Annotated in this window: 16 protein-coding genes; 3 read left to right on the top strand and 13 right to left on the bottom strand. The window is 65.1% G+C overall.

The window, feature by feature from the left end:
* The first annotated feature begins 240 nt into the window (after window positions 1-240).
* Genes VM054_00160 through VM054_00150 form a run of 3 tightly spaced genes read left to right on the top strand, consistent with a single transcriptional unit; the run spans window position 241 to window position 1,716 of the window.
* Window positions 241-1,077, top strand: a complete 837-nt coding sequence (locus VM054_00160; GenBank protein HUT97469.1) for a L,D-transpeptidase family protein — start codon at window positions 241-243, stop codon at window positions 1,075-1,077.
* A gap of 8 nt (window positions 1,078-1,085) precedes the next feature.
* On the top strand, window positions 1,086-1,391 hold the full coding sequence (locus VM054_00155; GenBank protein HUT97468.1) for a nucleotidyltransferase domain-containing protein: 306 nt from the start codon (window positions 1,086-1,088) through the stop codon (window positions 1,389-1,391).
* Entirely contained in the window at window positions 1,378-1,716 is a 339-nt protein-coding gene (locus VM054_00150) for a DUF86 domain-containing protein (protein ID HUT97467.1), read from the top strand. Before VM054_00155 ends, VM054_00150 begins: the two co-directional genes overlap by 14 nt.
* A 73-nt stretch (window positions 1,717-1,789) precedes the next feature.
* On the opposite strand, the gene VM054_00145 is transcribed toward VM054_00150, so the two are convergent.
* The 13 genes from VM054_00145 to nikR all read right to left on the bottom strand — a co-directional run bounded on the left by VM054_00145 (window position 1,790) and on the right by nikR (window position 16,624).
* A complete protein-coding gene (locus VM054_00145; protein ID HUT97466.1) occupies window positions 1,790-2,635 on the bottom strand; it encodes an amino acid--tRNA ligase-related protein in 846 nt (281 codons plus the stop codon).
* A 283-nt stretch (window positions 2,636-2,918) separates the two neighbouring features.
* Window positions 2,919-3,443 (bottom strand): isoprenylcysteine carboxylmethyltransferase family protein, encoded by a 525-nt coding sequence (locus VM054_00140; GenBank protein ID HUT97465.1) that lies wholly within the window; start codon window positions 3,441-3,443, stop codon window positions 2,919-2,921.
* A gap of 62 nt (window positions 3,444-3,505) precedes the next feature.
* The gene (locus VM054_00135) at window positions 3,506-4,210 is read right to left on the bottom strand and encodes a hypothetical protein (protein ID HUT97464.1); all 705 of its coding nucleotides are present in this window, start codon (window positions 4,208-4,210) and stop codon (window positions 3,506-3,508) included.
* A 580-nt stretch (window positions 4,211-4,790) separates the two neighbouring features.
* Window positions 4,791-6,050: a tyrosine--tRNA ligase gene (gene tyrS, locus VM054_00130; GenBank protein HUT97463.1), complete on the bottom strand. Its 1,260-nt coding sequence runs from the start codon at window positions 6,048-6,050 to the stop codon at window positions 4,791-4,793.
* 532 nt (window positions 6,051-6,582) lie between these two features.
* Window positions 6,583-7,026: a cyclic nucleotide-binding domain-containing protein gene (locus tag VM054_00125; protein HUT97462.1), complete on the bottom strand. Its 444-nt coding sequence runs from the start codon at window positions 7,024-7,026 to the stop codon at window positions 6,583-6,585.
* 66 nt (window positions 7,027-7,092) lie between these two features.
* The gene (locus VM054_00120; protein ID HUT97461.1) at window positions 7,093-7,806 is read right to left on the bottom strand and encodes an ABC transporter ATP-binding protein; all 714 of its coding nucleotides are present in this window, start codon (window positions 7,804-7,806) and stop codon (window positions 7,093-7,095) included.
* Complete coding sequence (locus tag VM054_00115) at window positions 7,799-8,542, bottom strand: energy-coupling factor transporter transmembrane component T (protein ID HUT97460.1); 744 nt, start codon at window positions 8,540-8,542, stop codon at window positions 7,799-7,801. The genes VM054_00120 and VM054_00115 overlap by 8 nt, the downstream gene beginning before the upstream one ends.
* 18 nt (window positions 8,543-8,560) lie before the next feature.
* Window positions 8,561-10,021 carry an adenylate/guanylate cyclase domain-containing protein gene (locus VM054_00110; GenBank protein HUT97459.1) on the bottom strand — a complete coding sequence of 487 codons (1,461 nt, stop codon included), beginning with the start codon at window positions 10,019-10,021 and terminating at the stop codon, window positions 8,561-8,563.
* A gap of 93 nt (window positions 10,022-10,114) precedes the next feature.
* Window positions 10,115-12,067, bottom strand: coding sequence for a PorV/PorQ family protein (locus VM054_00105; protein ID HUT97458.1), 1,953 nt, complete (start codon window positions 12,065-12,067; stop codon window positions 10,115-10,117).
* Window positions 12,068-12,125: 58 nt separating this feature from the next.
* A complete protein-coding gene (locus tag VM054_00100) occupies window positions 12,126-15,008 on the bottom strand; it encodes an Ig-like domain-containing protein (protein HUT97457.1) in 2,883 nt (960 codons plus the stop codon).
* Window positions 15,009-15,133: 125 nt separating this feature from the next.
* Window positions 15,134-15,436 (bottom strand): PDGLE domain-containing protein, encoded by a 303-nt coding sequence (locus VM054_00095; protein HUT97456.1) that lies wholly within the window; start codon window positions 15,434-15,436, stop codon window positions 15,134-15,136.
* Entirely contained in the window at window positions 15,433-16,077 is a 645-nt protein-coding gene (locus VM054_00090; protein HUT97455.1) for an energy-coupling factor ABC transporter permease, read from the bottom strand. Before VM054_00090 ends, VM054_00095 begins: the two co-directional genes overlap by 4 nt.
* A 136-nt stretch (window positions 16,078-16,213) precedes the next feature.
* A complete protein-coding gene (nikR, locus tag VM054_00085; GenBank protein HUT97454.1) occupies window positions 16,214-16,624 on the bottom strand; it encodes a nickel-responsive transcriptional regulator NikR in 411 nt (136 codons plus the stop codon).
* Window positions 16,625-16,723 lie beyond the last annotated feature (99 nt).

Raw genomic sequence — 16,723 nt, 5'->3', positions numbered from 1 at the left:
TTTGAGCGGCGCGCCGATGGGGGGGCTGCCTTATATAAAAAACAGGGCGGGGTACTCAAACCCCCGCCCTGCGTTACATAATTCGAATCCGACCGGCCCTCGGGCCGACCGAATGTCGGCCCCCGCGTCCGCCGGCGCTAGATGCCGGAAAGGCCGGATTCCTTCCTGCTACGAGATTCGTCTCGGGTCGAGGAGCGCCCCGTTTGGTACAATAGTGGACGCACCGAAACGGGGGACCGTTTGAAACCACTCGCTCGTACGATCCTGGCGCTCCTCTTGCTCGCCGGCGTGACGGCCTGCGGCGGGTCCGACCCCGGGGGCGATCCGCCCCTGGCGCCGCCGCGTCTTCTCCTCCTGGTGGAGCGCGCCGACGGCGGGTCCGACGCCGCCCTGGAGGCCGGACTCTCCACCCTGGCCAACGACACCACCGCCCGCGGCTGGCGCATCACCGATCCCCCGGACGGTGTCCCCGAGCGTACGGTGGTCCTGTACGAGCCGGCCTACGGGGCCGCCGCCCGGGACCTGGCGCTCCTGTTCTCCCTGGATTCCGACCGGCTTATCCCGGTCCCTCCCGGTTCCAGCGAGGCCGCGGTCATTCTGCGGCTGGGCGCCGACTTCGATATGCAGACGCTGGCCCTCTGGCCCGACGGTCTGGCCCCGATAATCTCCACCGATGAGCTTTCCGGGATGGGCTACGGCGAGGGGACGGTCGTCTACGTGGACATCTCGGAGTGCCGGGCCACCCTCTTCGTGGACGGCCGGTCGGTGAAGACCTGGCCGGTGGCCGTCGGCGGTCCCTCTTCGCCAACGCCCCCCGGCGTGTACGATATCGTCCGCCTGAAGGAAAATCCCACCTGGAACTGGGAGGGCCGGAGCTACCCGCCCGGCGACCCGGAGAACGGCCTCGGCTCGCGTTGGATCGGCATAGACCTCCCCACCTACGGCATGCACGGGACCAACGAGCCCGACCTGATAGGCACCGCCGTCAGCCACGGCTGCGTCCGGTCCCTGAACGCGGACATCGAGGAGGTCTTCGTGTACCTGAAGTTGGGCGACACGGTCATCTGGGCGGAGTAGGAGGAATCATGCTGAATGTACCCGAGGAAGAGCTTCGCCGCCTGTGCGGGCGGTGGGGGATCCGAGAGCTTTCCCTTTTCGGATCGGTATTGCGGGGGGAATCGGGTCCCGAGAGCGACGTGGACCTACTGGTGGAATTCGAGGACAATATACCGATAACGCTCCTGGATTTCGTCAACATCAGGTATGAATTGGTGCGTCTTTTCAACAGGAAGGTTGATCTGATAAGCAAGAGGGGTCTTCTCAATAGTGGAAACGCAATGCGCAGGGAGGAAATACTCAACACGGCGAGGACGATTTATGAAAAAGCGTGATAAAACATATCTAGGTGATATTCTGGAAGCCGCCGAACGCATCCTGGAATACACGAAGAAGCGGAGTAAGAAGGACATAGAGGCTGATAAAATGATTCAGGATGCCGTTGTACGGCGATTCGAGATCATCGGTGAAGCGGTGAAGAGACTCTCGGTCGAGCTGAAGCAAAACCACCCGGCTATGGACTGGGCGGCGATGGCTGGAATGCGTGACGTCCTCATTCACGAGTACGACGTTGTGGACATAGATATCATCTGGTACACGCTTAATTCGGATGTCCCGAAAATAATTAAGTACGTGCGCGATTTGTTACGCGATGGTTAAGGGGGGTCGCGCGTCTTCAAGTGGACGTCCCGAGGGGCGTCTTTATTATGCGATTTCGATGCGTCGGTCGCTGTCAGCCGCATTCGGCCTCCCGCAGCGCCGATGCCCCACGCTCCTCCTCCAGCCTCAACGCCCGGGCGAGCCGCGTCAGCCCTATCCCACCACCGAACCGCGGGAACATGTCCAGGGCCAGGTAGGCGTCCAGCTCCCGCATCACCCTTTCCCGCCCGAAAAGCTCGAACAGCTTCTCGGCGTACTTCCCGTGGCTGACGCCGTGGAAGTTGGCCCGCATCTCCCCGGGGTTGCAGCTCCTCTCCGCGCTGCCGACGGTCTCCATCCCGTGGAGGATGACGTCCACCTTGTTGAAGAGCCTGTCACCGATTTCCTTCATGTTCCAGAACGGGTGCGACCGGAAGGGGAACCGGGTCAAAATCACGGGGCATCCGTAATCTCGTTCCAGCAGCTCTTCCTCCCGCGCCCCTATGGCCGCCGACCCGTACTTCTCGCACACCTCGTTGTAATCCGCGATGCGGGAGTCGCCCATCCCGAGCTCTCCGATGAGCGCCTTTTCCAGGGCCACCAGGTCGGCCACGCCCCCCTGCGCCTCGAACTCGAACATGGGGAATACGAGGTCGTGCCGGCCCGGAATCGGGCGGGGCTCGTTGCGGTATGACGTGCTCACGCAGAAGACGCCGGGCCACCGGGGGTGGGTCAGAAGCTCGTACTCCAGCCACATCTGCCCCGTCTGCGGCAGGGGCCACTTCTCCCCGGCGAAGGTGAACATGCTTATCGTGTAGGGGTCCTCGCAGGCGGCCAGGATGGACAGCCGCGACTGCACGGGTACCTCGATGAAGCCCCGTTCGACGAAAAATTTCCTGAGCTCCGTCGTGGCGTCGTGGAACCGTTTCGCGTCCTGCATCCGGTCCTTCCTTTCCCGGGGTTTAAAAAAAGGGGGGGAGACCCCCCGCGAGAGTGGTGAAATCCGGGCCCGCCGGGCCGTTTTTTTCGGGCGGCCCGACCGGGCGGTATAAAAAAAAGGGGAGAAAATCCCCTTCGAGAGCGGTGGAACCCGGGCCGGACGAACTTATCCCGGGAAAGTGTATTTTTTTGTTCGCTGGCAGAAGCGCCCCTTCTCGCGTCGGCCTTGCCACGCTAAAATTTGTGTGATTCTAACAGGGAAAATTTTCCTGTCAAGCTTTTTTTCAAGGGCGGTCGGGTCGGCGGCGTGTAATCAGGCGCCACAGCCCGGTCAGAGGGTTGAAACGGGGGACCCTCTCCGCATACGCGGCGTAGTCCGGGCCGAACTTTTCCGCCAGGTGGGGCGCGGCCAGTCGGGCCGCCATGTAGGCCAGGACGGAGGTGGTCAGGAAGGTGGCGGCGGCGAGGAGGCTCTGGTGGATGAAAAAGGCCCCCGCCGACCACCAGGCGGTGGCCGCGTAAAGCGGGTGGCGGATTACGGCGAAGGGGCCGGTGACGACGAGCCGGGTGGTCTTCTCGAAGTTCGCGCTCCCGGGCTTTCCTTTCACGTGCATGAAGACGACGGTGGAGATGAGGGTGGCGCTCGCGACCCCTATCGTCACCCAGCCCAGGTTTTGAAGCCACTCCAGGTCGAAGAGCCGCAGGCTCGTCCAGCCCAGGAGCCACCCCACGAAGAGGCCGCCCACGGCCAGGGATTGGCAGACCTCGTCGGCCCTCCTTTTCCTCGCCGAACCGATGAGCCACCACAAACATTAAAGCGTGATGGCTCCCGCGACGTAATAGGTCCAGTGCATCGGCGCCCCGTCGGTACCTAGAAGAAGTAGCCGACGCCCGCGGAGAAGATGACGTTGCCCATCTCCGAGGAGGGGTCCAGGTAGACCGCCGGCTCCGTGTCGGTCTCTTCCTTCCAGAGCATACGGTCAACGTCCACGCCGCCCTGGAGCCAGCCGCCCTCGAGGTGCAGGAAGAGGTCGTCGAAGTAGACGTCCGCCGCCAGGGACCCCCCGATACCCACCCCTTGCCATTCTACCGAGGTGCGGGTCAGGAGGTCGTTGTAGCCCTCCAGGCCGGGGACCATGTTCTGCGGCTGCTGCCCCGCCCCGTAGTAGTAGAGCTGCGGGATGAGCATCACGTCCAGCCAGTCGTTGTAGTAGAGCGAGAAGGGCACCTGGAGCGACAACAGCGTGGCTAGGATGTGGAGGTCGAGCTCGCTCGACATCTTCCCCGGGTCGTCGTAGGGGTAGTCGAGGACGGCGTAGTTGATCTGGGCGCCCAGCTTGACCCACTCCCGGATGGGAAACAGAACCTTTAACGAGACCCCGAGGATCTGGTGGTCCAGGAATTCGTAGCTCGGTATCTCCCGGTAGTCGTACTCGGTCAGGACGACGCAGGTCTTGGTGGGGAAGATGGCGACGCCGGCGGTGACCTGGATGTAGCGCTCGTTGAAGAATTCTTCGTCGGCCAGGGCGGCGGTGGCCGCGAAGAGTACGAGGGCGGTGACGAGGGTACGTTTCATCGGACCTCCATCCATCCGCGGGGCGCGGTCGGGTCGGAAAAAGAAGCAACCCACATTTTACCATACCACCAGCGCGGGGCGCTGGACCCCGTTACCGCGACGAAAATTATTCGTGTTACGAATGGGTTTTGCCGCGAGCGGAAACGGCGGGGACTAAAGTCCCCGCCCTACATTTTGGCTAACGGCGGTGGATGAACAAACGCGGGCGGGTGTGGACACCCGCCCCTACGTCATCGCAACCGACGAGAAACGGCCTCCCTCTCCCTCCGGGAGAGGGAATGAGGGTGAGGGCCACCTTTGAAAAAACGGCGGGGACTAAAGTCCCCGCCCTACATTTTGGCTAACGTCGGTGGATGAACAAACGCGGGCGGGTGTGGACACCCGCCCCTACGTCATTGCAACCGACGAGAAACGGCCTCCCTCTCCCCGTGGGAGAGGGCCGGGGTGAGGGCTTCCTTTAAAAAGCGGCGGGGATAGGAACCGAGCGAAGCTAGCTATGCCTCCGGCAAATCCCCGCCCTACATTCGTAAATGCGGGCCGACCTGAAGGTCGGCCCCTACGTCATCGCAGAGGGTCGCTCCTACAGGTCATCTCCAAGGAGGTCTACAGATTCTATTTGTCTTGGGTGAGGAATGTTCAGCTTGGCGAACCGCCGCTTACCCACCTGCAGCACCACGCCGTCGTCCCGCTTGGGGTCCAGCTCCAGGTCCACGTCTGACACCTTCTCCCCGCCCAACCTCACACCGCCCTGCTGAATCAGCCGCCTCGCCTCGCCGTTGCTCTTCGCGAAACCGACGTGCTTTATCAACTCGCAAATCCAACGCATGCCGTCGGGAATCTCGTACTCCGGGACCTCATCGGGAATCTCCTTCTGACGAAAGACGGTCTCGAAGTGCTCCTCGGCCTTCCGGGCGGCGGCGGCGCCGTGGTAGAGCGTGACTATCTCCCGCGCCAGCCGCGCCTTGGCGTCCCGCGGATTCAACCCGCCCGACGCCATCCCCTCCTCCATCTTCCGGACCTCGGCGGGATCGGCGTCCGTCGCCAGGGTGAAGTACTTGACGATGAGCGTGTCCGGGATGCTCATCGTCTTGCCGTACATCTCCTCTCCCGGCTCGCTGATGCCGATGTAGTTGTCCAGGGATTTGCTCATCTTCTCCACGCCGTCGGTCCCCTCCAGGAGCGGCACGGTGATGACTATCTCCGGCTCGACGCCGGAGCGGCCCATGATGTCCCGGGTACAGATGAAGTTGAAGAGCTGGTCGGTGCCGCCTATCTCGATGTCCGTCTCGAGAACCACCGAGTCGTAGGCCTGGGCCAGGGGGTAGAGGAACTCGTGGACCCCCACGGGCTGGCCGTCGTTGTAGCGCTGGCGGTAGTCGTTGCGCTCGAGCATCCCGGCCACGGTGTACTTGGCCGCCAGCCGGATGACGTCGCTGAAGCTCAATTTATCGCTCCACTCGGAGTTGAACCGGATGGTGGTCCGCTCCGGGAGGAGAATCTTGAAAACCTGCTCCTCGTATGTTTTGGCGTTGGCGTCTATCTCCTCGCGGGAGAGGGCGGGGCGGGTCTTGCTGCGGCCGGTGGGGTCGCCGATCATCCCCGTGAAGTCGCCGATGACGAAGTCCACGTGGTGGCCCGTTTCCTGCATCTGCCGCAGTTTTCTCAACGGCACGGAGTGGCCGAGGTGGATGTCCGGGGCGCTGGGGTCGGCGCCGAGTTTCAGGCGCAGGGGCTTATTCTCGGCGCGCCTCTTGGCGAGCCGTTTTTCCAATTCCTCGGCGGTGATGCAGTCCACAAGGCCGAAGAGGATGCGTTCCAGCTCGTGTTTGATTTCGCTCATGGTCGGGCCTTTCGGGGTGATTCTATAACAACGGCGCCCCCGGCGCCACCGGGGGCGGTGGTTCGTGTGTTGCGATGACGTAGGGGCCGACCTTCAGGTCGGCCCGTTATTATAAGGAAGCCCTCACCCTTAATCCCGTCGGCGCGCCGCTCCCTGGAAGGCAGAGGGGATAGCTGCACCCCTCACCCCGGCCCTTTCCCTAAAAGGGAGAGGGGGCCGCTGCACTCCTCACCCGCGATTGCGATGGCGTAGGGGCGGGTGTCCACACCCGCCCGCGGGCGACCGTGGAGGACTCGTCCTACCGGTCGCCCCTACGTCGAATTATCGTTGTCCGTAAACGTAGGGCGGGGAATCCTTTCCCCGCCGCTTTTTATAAGGTGGCCCTCACCCCCATCCCCACACCCGGAGGGAGAGGGGGGCCGTTTCCGTCATGCGCTAAATGTAGGGCGGGGACTTTAGTCCACGCCGTTTTCACGCATTACCCTCACACCGGCCCGTCGGCACGCCGCTCCCTTAAAGGGAGAGGGGGTGGTCACAATGTGTAGAGCGAGAGGTCCTTTATCTGCCGGTTGGCGCGGCGCAGGCGACCGGCCAGCGTCTGCGCCAGCTTTATCGCCATCTCGGGGTACTTCTTGAGAAGGTCCATGAACTCGTCACGGTCCAGGTAGTACAACTCGCAGGGCGTCACGGCGACCACGCTGGCCGAGCGGGGCCCGGAATCCAACAGCGCCAGCTCGCCGAAGAAATTCCCCTTCCCCAGGGAGGCCAGCACCTTGGCCCGGTCGGTGTCCAGCACCTGTCGCACCTGGGCCGTGCCCTCGACGATGATGTAGAGCCGCTGACCGGTCTCGCCCTCGACGACGATCTCGTTCTCCGGCTGCACCTCGAGCCGGTGCAAGAGCCCCACTATCTTCTCGAGCTGCTCCTCCTCCAGGTTGGCGAAGAGCTGAATCTGCGCCAGGTCGTTGGTATCCATGGCTTCCCCCGTTCGGCGGGTCTTTCGGGTCCGATTATAGAATATTGGGACGGGGGTGAAAAGGGCTCACCCGAGGCGCCACTCCGCCAGGTCCGGGTGGTCGCGCAGGGTGGGGAGGTCCCCGTCGTAGACGACCTTCCCCCCGCAGAGGACCGCGGCGCGGTCGGCCACTTTTTCCGCGAAGCCCAGGTCGTGGGTGGCGACGAGCATGGTCTGGGGCAGGGAGGTAAGGAGCTGGACGAGGTCGCGGATCGCGGCCGGGTCGAGCATGGCCGCCGGCTCGTCCAGGGCCAGAAGGCTCGGGCGGCAGACCATCACCGCCGCCAGGGACAGCCGCCGCCTTTCCCCGTAGGACAACCGGAACGGCGGGATGTCCGCCTTGTCCGCCAACCCGGCCCAGTGGAGCCAGCCGTGGACCTCCTCCTGGATTTCCTCCGCCGGCCACCCGCGGCACAGCGGCCCGTAGGCCACCTCCTCGCGGCAGGAGGGGGCGAAGAGCATGTCGCCGGGGTCCTGGAACACCAGCCCCACCCTCTCCCGGACGGCCTTTTCGTTCCCCCGGGCCTCCAGCCCGTCCACCGCCAGGCGCCCGGAGTAGGGCAGCGCGGCGGGCAGGCAGAGGAGGAGGGTGGACTTCCCGGCGCCGTTCCCGCCCAGAAGCGCCACGCGCTCCCCGGCGGCCAGCCGGAGGTCCACGCCCGCAAGCACCGTCGGCCCCTCGGGGTAGCGGCAGGTCAGGCCATCCAGTACCAGCGTCGAGGCTGCGTGTCCGTCAGTCAATGTAGGTCCAGAGGGTGACGCCCAGAGGCAGGATGGCGACGACCAGGTAAATCCAGTCCAGCGCCCGCAGCGGGGCTCCTTTGGTGAATGTCGGCTCGCCGTCGCCGCGCAGGCTCATGGCCAGCCCCAGCCGGTGCCCCCGGTCCAGGCTCTTTTTGAACACGGCGCCCAGGGTCCCCCCCAGCGCCCTTCGCCGGAGGGCGCGCCCGGCGCCCGGTCCACGCAGCTCCACGGCCCGCGCCCGCCGGGTCATCTCCTCCCCCAGCAGGTGGAGCTGGAGCCAGCTCACGGCGAAGAGGCCCGAGATGACGCGCGGCAGGGGGAAGCGGGCCAGGGCGATGACCGCCCCGTTCGCGCCCAGGGCGGAGACGGCGGCCCCCATCGCGAGGATGGCCACCGCCCCGCGGGAGACGATGGAGGCCCATAAAAGGAGCCCCTCCCGGTAGACCGTCAGGCCGAGAATTTTCCCGACCGGGGTCCCCGGGCCGAAGAAGGGGGTGGCGGCGGTGATGAGCGTCAGGATGCCCACGCCCCGCAGGAGCCAGCGCAGAAGCCCCCGGGGGCGGGGCTTCAAGAAAATCCAATTCGCCAGGAGCAGCCCGGCGACGAGGCCGGCGCCGACGATCTCGCCCGCGGGGAGGGCCGCCGCGGCCGCGGCCGTGACGAGCGCCCCGCCCAGGGCGACGCGGGGACGCGGACGCGCCGGGCCGGTCTGGATGGTCTCACAGGGGGTCATCGCCTCAACCCGCGTCCGTCATTTTCTCTTCAGCGCGGACTCCCTCCTCCCGTCTTCGTGGTGGGGGATGTCCTCGGGCAGTATAACCCCGGGCCTCAGAGCGGTGATATTCCAGGACTGGACCGAGGCGGACCTGCCCTTGACCATCATCGGCTCCAGCTTCTCGGCGACGATGTAGTCCCGCACTAAACGGTGGACCTCCTCGTTAACGATTATCTGGCCCTCACAGGCCAGCCCCTCGAGCCGGCTGGCCAGGTTGACCGTGTCGCCGATGGCGGTATAGTCCAACCGCTCATCGGAGCCGATGTTGCCGACGATGACCTGGCCGGTGGTCATGCCGATGCCTATGCAGACGGTCTGCAGCCCGGCTTTCGCCCGCTCCCGGTTCAGCCGGGTGATGCCCTGCTGCATCTCCAGGGCGGCCAGGATCCCGCGGAGGGCGTGGTGTTTCTGGTCCAGCGGAGCACCGAACACGGCCATCACGCTGTCGCCCATGAACTTGTCCAGAGTGCCGTCGTAGGCGAAGACCGACTCGGTCAAGAAGCTCAGGTACGTGTTGAGGACGGCGACCACCTCCTCGGGAAGCATCTTCTCGGCCAGGGACGTGAAACCGCGTATGTCGGCGAACATGATGGTGACCTCGCGGCGCTGACCCCGGGACTGCTTCAGGTGGAGCTGCGGATTGCTGATTATCTGGTCCGCCACCTGACGGCTGACGTAGAGGCGGAAGGCGTTGCGGATGTAGTTGCTCTGCTTCAGGCTCTCGGCCATGTTGTTGACGGCCCGGCCCAGGTCGCCGATCTCGTCCTTGCGCTTAACCTTGATGCGGTAGCTGAGGTCCCCCTTGCCGATGCGGCCCACGCCGGCGGCGATGCGGCGCAGCGGCCGGGTGAGGACTACCCCGTAGAGGATGGCCAGGATGAACGCCGCCCCTAGGGCGATTCCGGCGATGAGGAACATCGTGCGGCGCAGCTCCTCCACCGCCCGGGCCACAGGGGCCTCGGAGATGGCCACGTGGACCTCGCCGATGCGGCGGCGGGTCTTCGAGTCGCCGATAACGATGGGTGCCGCGACGTCGCGCGCCGGCTGGCCCTCGTAGATGAAGGGGTTGTCCTCCACCCCCTCCTCCACCGGCGCGTAGCCCTCCCAGGACGGCGCGAAGGGCTTCCCGATGCCCCCCTCTTCGAACTCGGAGTGGGCGAAGACGATGCCGTCGGAGTCCACCACGGCGGCGTAGAGCACGTCGGGCAGCGTGGAGGCGTCCACGACGAACTGGGCCAGGCGCAGGTCGTCCAGGCGCCCCAGCTCGTCCGCGGAGTTGACTGCCAACATCCGGGCCACGCCCTCGCCCCGGAGGCGTATCTGGCCGATGGCCTGCCGCCGGGCCTCGGCCTCGAGACGCCAGGCGAGCGCCACCGTCAAGGCGACCATCAGGACCAGAATCGCCACAGCCAGCTTGATGCTGATGGAAATCCGCATCGCTCACTCTCCCGGGCGTCGGCCCCCCGATTGATAGAGGACGCGTCGCCCGCTCCGCCATGCGGTTCACAGTCCGCCGCCCGTAAACCGGGCCTACCCCTGCAGGGCCGCCAGGAGCTGCCGCGCCCGCTCGATGTTCGGGCCCGCCTTGGGATGATCGGGCTGGTAGTAGAGGCACTGTTCCCAGTAGTATATCGCCAGCTCGTAGTCCTTGCGCGTGTAAGCCTGGACGCCCTTCAGGTAGAACTCGTTGGCGGTGATGGGGTCCGATTCACGCACCGTCGTGGTCTGGGCGGCCTCGATTTTCGCCAGGTACTCCGCGGCCTTCCGGTTGCCGGGGTCGAGGCGCTGCGCCTTGTGGAAGAGGTCCTTGGCGGCGGCGTACTCGCCTCTATCGTAGCGGGCGATGCCGTCCTCGACGAGGGTTTTTATCTGAAGGGAGAGGTTGTCTCGGCACTGGCTGATGGCCACGGGCAGCTCCGGGTCGTCGGGGGCCAGCTCGTTGGCCTTCATCCAGTGGTCCAGGGCCTCGTTGTAACGCCCCTGCTCCTCCAGATTCCGTGCCAGGCGCTTCTCCTGTTTCACCTGCTTCGCCAGGTTGCTCTCGGACAGACTCAGGTACTCCAGGGCTAGGCTGTTCGTGGGGTCCAGGACCAGGACCTCGCTCCAGGCGGTGATGGCCCCGCGGTAGTCCTCGGCGGCGAAGAGATCGGCGGCCTTCTGGGAGAGCTTGGCCACCTTGGCCTCCCGCTCGGCCAACTGCCTGGACAGGCCGTTCGAGGCTGAGGTGATAAGGCTGAGGGCGTCGGTGTTTGCGGGATCGATCCCCAGGGCGGCGGAGAACTCGGCCAGGGCCAAGACGTAGTCCTCATTCTCCAGGTAGAGCTTGCCCTGGGAGATGCGGTCGTTGATCTCGAACTCTCGGACCAGCCCGACGGCCGCGTAGTACGCCAGGGCCGCCTCGGTGTAGGACGGGTCCCAGATCAGGGCCTTGTCGAAGGCGCTGACGGCGTCGGCGTAACGCTCCTGCCCGAGCGCGTCCTGCCCCTCGGTGTAGAAGGCGCGGCTGGTGGCCCGCCCCAGCTCGGCGATCTGGTTCAGGTAATCCTGCAGTGTGTCCCTGCGGCTGGTGACGTAGGCGAAGTCGTACCCCAGCCCCGCGCGGTAGGAGCCGCCCAGGTCGCCCTGGTTTGTGTAGGCGAAATCGAGGGTGATGCCGACGACCTGGAGGCCGATTCCGGCGGAGAGGCCGGTCATCGAGCCGCCCTGGGAACCGTAGCCGAAGGTGTAGCCGACACGGAGTGCCGCCGTGTCGAAAAGGACGTACTCGCCGCCCACGTGGGCGTAGAGGTTGTCCACGGCGTCGTCGAGGTGGTACTCGGCGTCCAGGTTGAAGCCGAGGTCGCCCTCCAGGAAGCTCAGGTTGACGCCGCCGACAACGTTCGACGGCAGCGGGGTTTGGGCGCTGATGAATGTAAGGGGCGTGCCGAGGTTCCTCCCCGCCACGCCCACGGTGAGCCAGTCGAAGGGGAGGCGGTACTGGACGCCCAAATCGAAGCTCGCCCCGGTGGCCGAGTAGGTGTCCAGGCGCTGGTGGACCACCCCGGCGGTGAGGCCGGCCGAGAAGCCGTCGAAGAGCTCGATTCCGTAGCCCGCCTCGGCGGCCAGGCCCATGGCGTCGAATGTGCCTTCGGGCTCGTCGGTGTCGCCGGTCCGCCGCTCGAAGCCGCCCACGTTCATGTAGGTCGCGCCCAGCGAGAGAACCCCCGCCTTCCCGATGGGCAGACAGCCGGCCAGGTAGCCGAGGCTCGTGTCGGCGATCCAGCTCGTGAAGGCGGCGTTTATCGCGGCCTCGGTGCGGAAGCCCAGGCTGGCCGGGTTGTAGAAGAGCCCGGCGAGGTTCCCGCCTTCCCCGGCGCCGGTGCCGCCCATGCCCACGGCCCGGATGTCCTCCGGCAGCAACAGGAAGGTCGCCCCGGCGTTCCCGGCGAGGGCCACCGCGGTCAGAAAGAGGAGTAGAATCGTTGACACGAAGCGCTTCGGCATCGCGTTCTCCTAAAGGGAGTGCGGAAAGTAAGCTCCAGGGCGCCCTTTGAGTCCGGTTTTAGCGAACGACGGCCAGCTTCTTCATCACGGAGCCGGAGCGCCCCATCCCGCTTATCTCTTCGGCGGCCAGGCGGAAAATGTAAACGTCGCTGGCGACGCCGTCCAGGTTCCAGACGAAGGCCCCCGGTGTTCCCACGACGAACTCGCCCCGCTCGCGGTGCACCTCGCGGCCGGCCAGGTCGTAAACCACGAGCTCGACCCGCGCGTCGCCGCCCACGGTGAAGGCGAAGTGGGCCGCGTCGCTGGCGGGATTGGGCCAGACGTACGCCCGCGACGGGTCGAAGAAGTCGCCCTCGGTCTCCACCACGACGGATTGCAGGGGGGACCAGTTGCCCGCCGCGTCCCGCGCGTGGACGTAGAGGATGTGGGTCGAGCCGTCGGCCCAGCCGCTCGCGTCAACCAGAGCCAGGAGCTCCTCGTAACTGTCGTCGAAATCGCCGTCCCCCGCCGACATGGGCATGCCCTCCCCGTCCTGCCCCGCGTCGTCCACGAAGTACTCGCCGCCGGCGATGAACGAGCCGCCGCGCTCCGCGTCATCGGCTTTGCAGGTCAGGCTCACCACGTCGGCGCCGAAGGTGGGGTTGGGGTTGGCCTTGACGTCGGTGACCTCGGGCGGGTCCTCGTCTATGTCCCCCTCGCCGCCGGTGGTGAAGCTGAAATCGTAGGCGCCTTCCTCCGGGCCGTTGCCGTCCTCGAGGGGCTTCCCGTCCTCGTCGGTGATCCCGAAATCCAAGAGAACACTGATCAGGCTTCGGGGGGGCAGGCCGGGGTCGGGTTCGGCGATGAACTCGAAATTGTCGCCCTCGAGCCGGCCGTCCCAATCTATCTCGATCCCGTCGGCGAAGATGTGGAAGTTCTCCCTGAAGCTGTCCAGATCCATGCGGCGGTCGAACTTGACTAAGATATTCGTGTTGAGGGGCACGTCCTTAGCGCCGTCGGGGGGGACGGTTTCCTCGACCCGGGGACCGTCCGGTCTGCTCGACCCGCCGGTTTCGAAGCCGAAGTCGTAGGCGCCCTCCGCCGGGCCGTTGTCGTCCTCGAGGGGGGTCCCGTCCGAGTCGGTGATGCCCTCGTACAACAGGACCTCGATCAGCTTCAGGGGCGGCAGACTTTGTTCGGGATCGGCGACGAAAGTGGATTCGTCGTCTCCCTCGAGCCGGCCCGTCCACGGGATCTCGATCTCGCCGTCGTAGATGAAGAAGTTCCCCTCGAAGCTGGCAAGGTCCATGGATCGGCTAAAGACGACCCAGATATCCGTGTTGAGGGAGACGCCCTGAGCGCCGTCGCTGGGGATGGTTTCCACGACCCGGGGGCTGTCCGGATCCCCACCCGGGTTGTAGCTCAACCGAAAACTTTCCACGACGGGGAAGGAATAGGGCACGTCGTTTCCTGCGAAAAATTCGAGCTTGTACTGAACGTACCGCATCCCCTGTTCGATGCCCTCGAGGTTGTAATAGTTATCTATCAAGACCCAATCGCCGTTCATCTGCGGGGTGTCGTCGGAACGGAGGTAGACTTTCAGATCGGAATTTTCCGGCAGGTCGACCGGGATTTCGATGGAGTCGAAGGTGGAGGGTTCCCCGCAGTCGTAGGGCAGGCTGATAATCTCGGCGGTGGGATGGGCCATGAACACGATGAAGGGGGTCTCCAGAATCAACGAATTGCCCGATGCGTAGATAAAACCGAAGTTGGGGTCCTGTAAGAGAACGGGGACCGCGTCGAGATCGTCCCAGGGGTCGTCAAAGTAGTTGCCGGTCCACGACAGACCGTCGTCGTCGGAGATCCACAGTCCGGCCCCGCCGACGCCTATCCCAGAGATGAAGACGATGCCGTCGTCTGCGACCAGGATGTCGTGGACTTCGGTCAGGCCCGTGTATTTGAAATCGAAGAGGTAGAAGTCCGTGGGATCGTTGTCGTTGATCCGACAGACCAGCGGCGATCCGTGGGCGTTGGACGTGGCGAGGTAGACGTAAGTATTCATCCCGCTGGTGGAGGGACCGGTGGAGGCGAATTGGGGCGCGTCCACCGGACCGCCGTAGTAATCCACCGTCCATTCGCTCCAGGAGTCCCCGTCGTCGGTCGAGTAGTAGAGCAGGTCGTTGCCCACGTTGTTATCTACGGCGACGAAGAGATCATCCGTATGTCCCATCCGCCAGATGGCGTACAGGTGGAACGGATCCCCGGGGAATTTGTCCCCGTCGGTACTCCAGTCGTTTCCATCCCAGAGCCAGAGCCTGGCGTCCGTTTGGTCGGTATCAGAGACGGTCAGATAGCCGTGGTAGGAGTCGTCGAAGAGGAAGCGGGCGTTGGTGAACGTCGCGTCCGGAATCTCGGTTTGTAGATCCCAGGCGCCGTCGAGGCCGTCCAGGATGTAGATCTCCAAGCCATCATTCGTGTTGGCCGCCACGTGCAGCTCGTTTGTGTCCGGTCTCTGGGCGATGTAGAGGAGCGGACCACGTAAATTCGGACTAATGTTTTCATTCCAGGTAACGCCATAGTCGTCCGAGTAGTAGATGGCGAGTTTGCCGTTTGCGGCCAGTCCGCCGACAACCTGGTAGAAGGTTTCGGAACCGTGGTCGAAGTAGTTGGTCTCGCAGGTGATCACACGCATGAGCTCTATCCCATCGCCGAATTCGCCGACATCATCCGGGTTCGTACTCGGTGCGTAGGGAAAGATGTGGTTGTCCCCGGTCCCCGGGTCCACGACGTAGCGCCACCAGGCGAGGTTCACAGACGTGTCGAAGCTCTTCCGGTGTTGGTTCCAGAGCCAATCCCCTTCCGGCGCCGGACCGTCCACCCAGCTGTCCTGAATCCAATCATCGGCCAGGATGGGTGTGATCAGGGGCAGGAATAAAAACAGTGCGACTACCTTCCCTCGCATTGGGTACCTCCACCGCAAATGGCAACAAAGCTCACTCTACAATATATTTACACTCTTTTCTAGTGGCAAATACCGACCTTTGTGTGGTCGGTATTTATGAGTGGAGCTGCGCTGTTGGCTTGGTTCTAGGCCTTTTTCAGCGAGACGAGCTTCGCCAGGCCGAGGCCGAGGGCGAGGGTGGCGATGGCGCCGAGGATGCCGGCCAGGATGGTGGAGCCCGTTGAACCGTCGCCGCCCGCGTCATAGTCGGGCCAGGGCGAGTCCACCAGGTGTTCCCCCTCCTCCAACTCTGCCGCTGCACCTTCGTCGGTCGCCCGCTCCAGGGCCGCCTCGAGGCCGTCGGGGTAGGGCGAGGCCAGGGGGCTGGCCAGCGCCGCGACCAGCGCCAGGGCTCCCAATACGATGAGGACGATGGTGAGCCGCTTCATCGCGCCACCCCCCCTTCCAGTCGCCGCTCCAGGACGCCCGCCCCCTGCAGCACCTCCACCACCACTACGGTGATGAGCCCCTCGCCGACGCCCACCAGGGCGTGGAACCCGACCATGAGGCCGAATACGGTCGCGGGGGGGTATGGTGTGGAGAGGCAGATGGCGGTGGAGGTCACCGCGGAGGCGACCACGGTGGCGCCGAATCCGGCGGTGAAAGCGGCCGCCCGGCGGCGCCAGCCGGAGGGGGTCCCCCCGCCGACGAGCCGGTAGAGGCCGTACCCCACGAGGGCGCCGGTCACGCCCATGGCCAGGGTGTTGAGCCCCAGCGCCGTGACGCCGCCGTCGGCGAAGAGGAGGCACTGGACGGCCAGGACGGTGAAGATGACCAGGATGCCCATGGCGGGCCCGAGGGCGATGGCCGCCAGCGCCGCGCCGACCAGGTGGCCGGAGACGCCGGGCAGGATCGGGAAGTTGAGCATCTGGGCGGCGAAGATGAAGGCCGCCAGCACGCCGGCCAGCGGGACCAGCCCCTTTTCCATCACCTTCCGGGCGCGGACGACGGCCCAGGCGAGGCCGCTCCCGCCCAGGGCCCAGCCGCCGGCCCACACCGCCGGTTGCAGAAGACCATCGGGAACGTGCATTCCACTCCTTCTCGGTTGAGTAAAGCCGTCGGGCGGCGGTGCTCCGAAGGAACCTCGCGGTTCTCGGAGTACGACTTGGAAATTGGGTCGGGTCTCCGGTCCGTCGGGGATGGCCGTCAGACCGACCGAACCGACCTCAGGGGTGCGCCGGACGGAGCGGCGCGGCCTGCAAGCGGGCCTGGAGGACCCCCGGGGCGCTCCCGAGACGCTCCACCAGGTCGCGGATTTCCCCCCCGGGACCCCGCACCACCACCACCTCCAGGCAGCGGCGGTGGTCCAGGTGGACGTGCATGGTGGAGTGGACGAGCCCGCCCGCGTCGTGCTGGATTTCGGTCAAGCCGCCGGGCTCCCGGGACCGGTGGTGGTCGTAGAGGAGCGTGACGGTGCCCATGACCTCCTGGTTTTCCGCGAACTCGCGCTCGGCGAGGAATTCCTGAACCAGGCGGCGCAGGGCGTCGCTGCGGTTGCGGAAGTTCCCGGTCGCGGCGTCGAAGCGCTCGACCAGGTCCTCGGGCATCGCCACCCCGAAGCGCACCAGCTCGGCCATGAGCCCTCCCGTAGCACGATTCGCCAATATCGTAGCACCGGATGGGGAGTCTGTCAATACCCCTTTTAATTTGTAGGGCGGCCCCGTAGGACGAGTCCT

This window comes from bacterium, from assembly GCA_035528375.1.
In the GTDB taxonomy this organism is placed as follows: Bacteria; RBG-13-66-14; RBG-13-66-14; order RBG-13-66-14; family RBG-13-66-14; genus RBG-13-66-14.
Note: the sequence above shows the minus strand (reverse complement) of the source record. Positions and strands in the feature narration are given on the sequence as shown.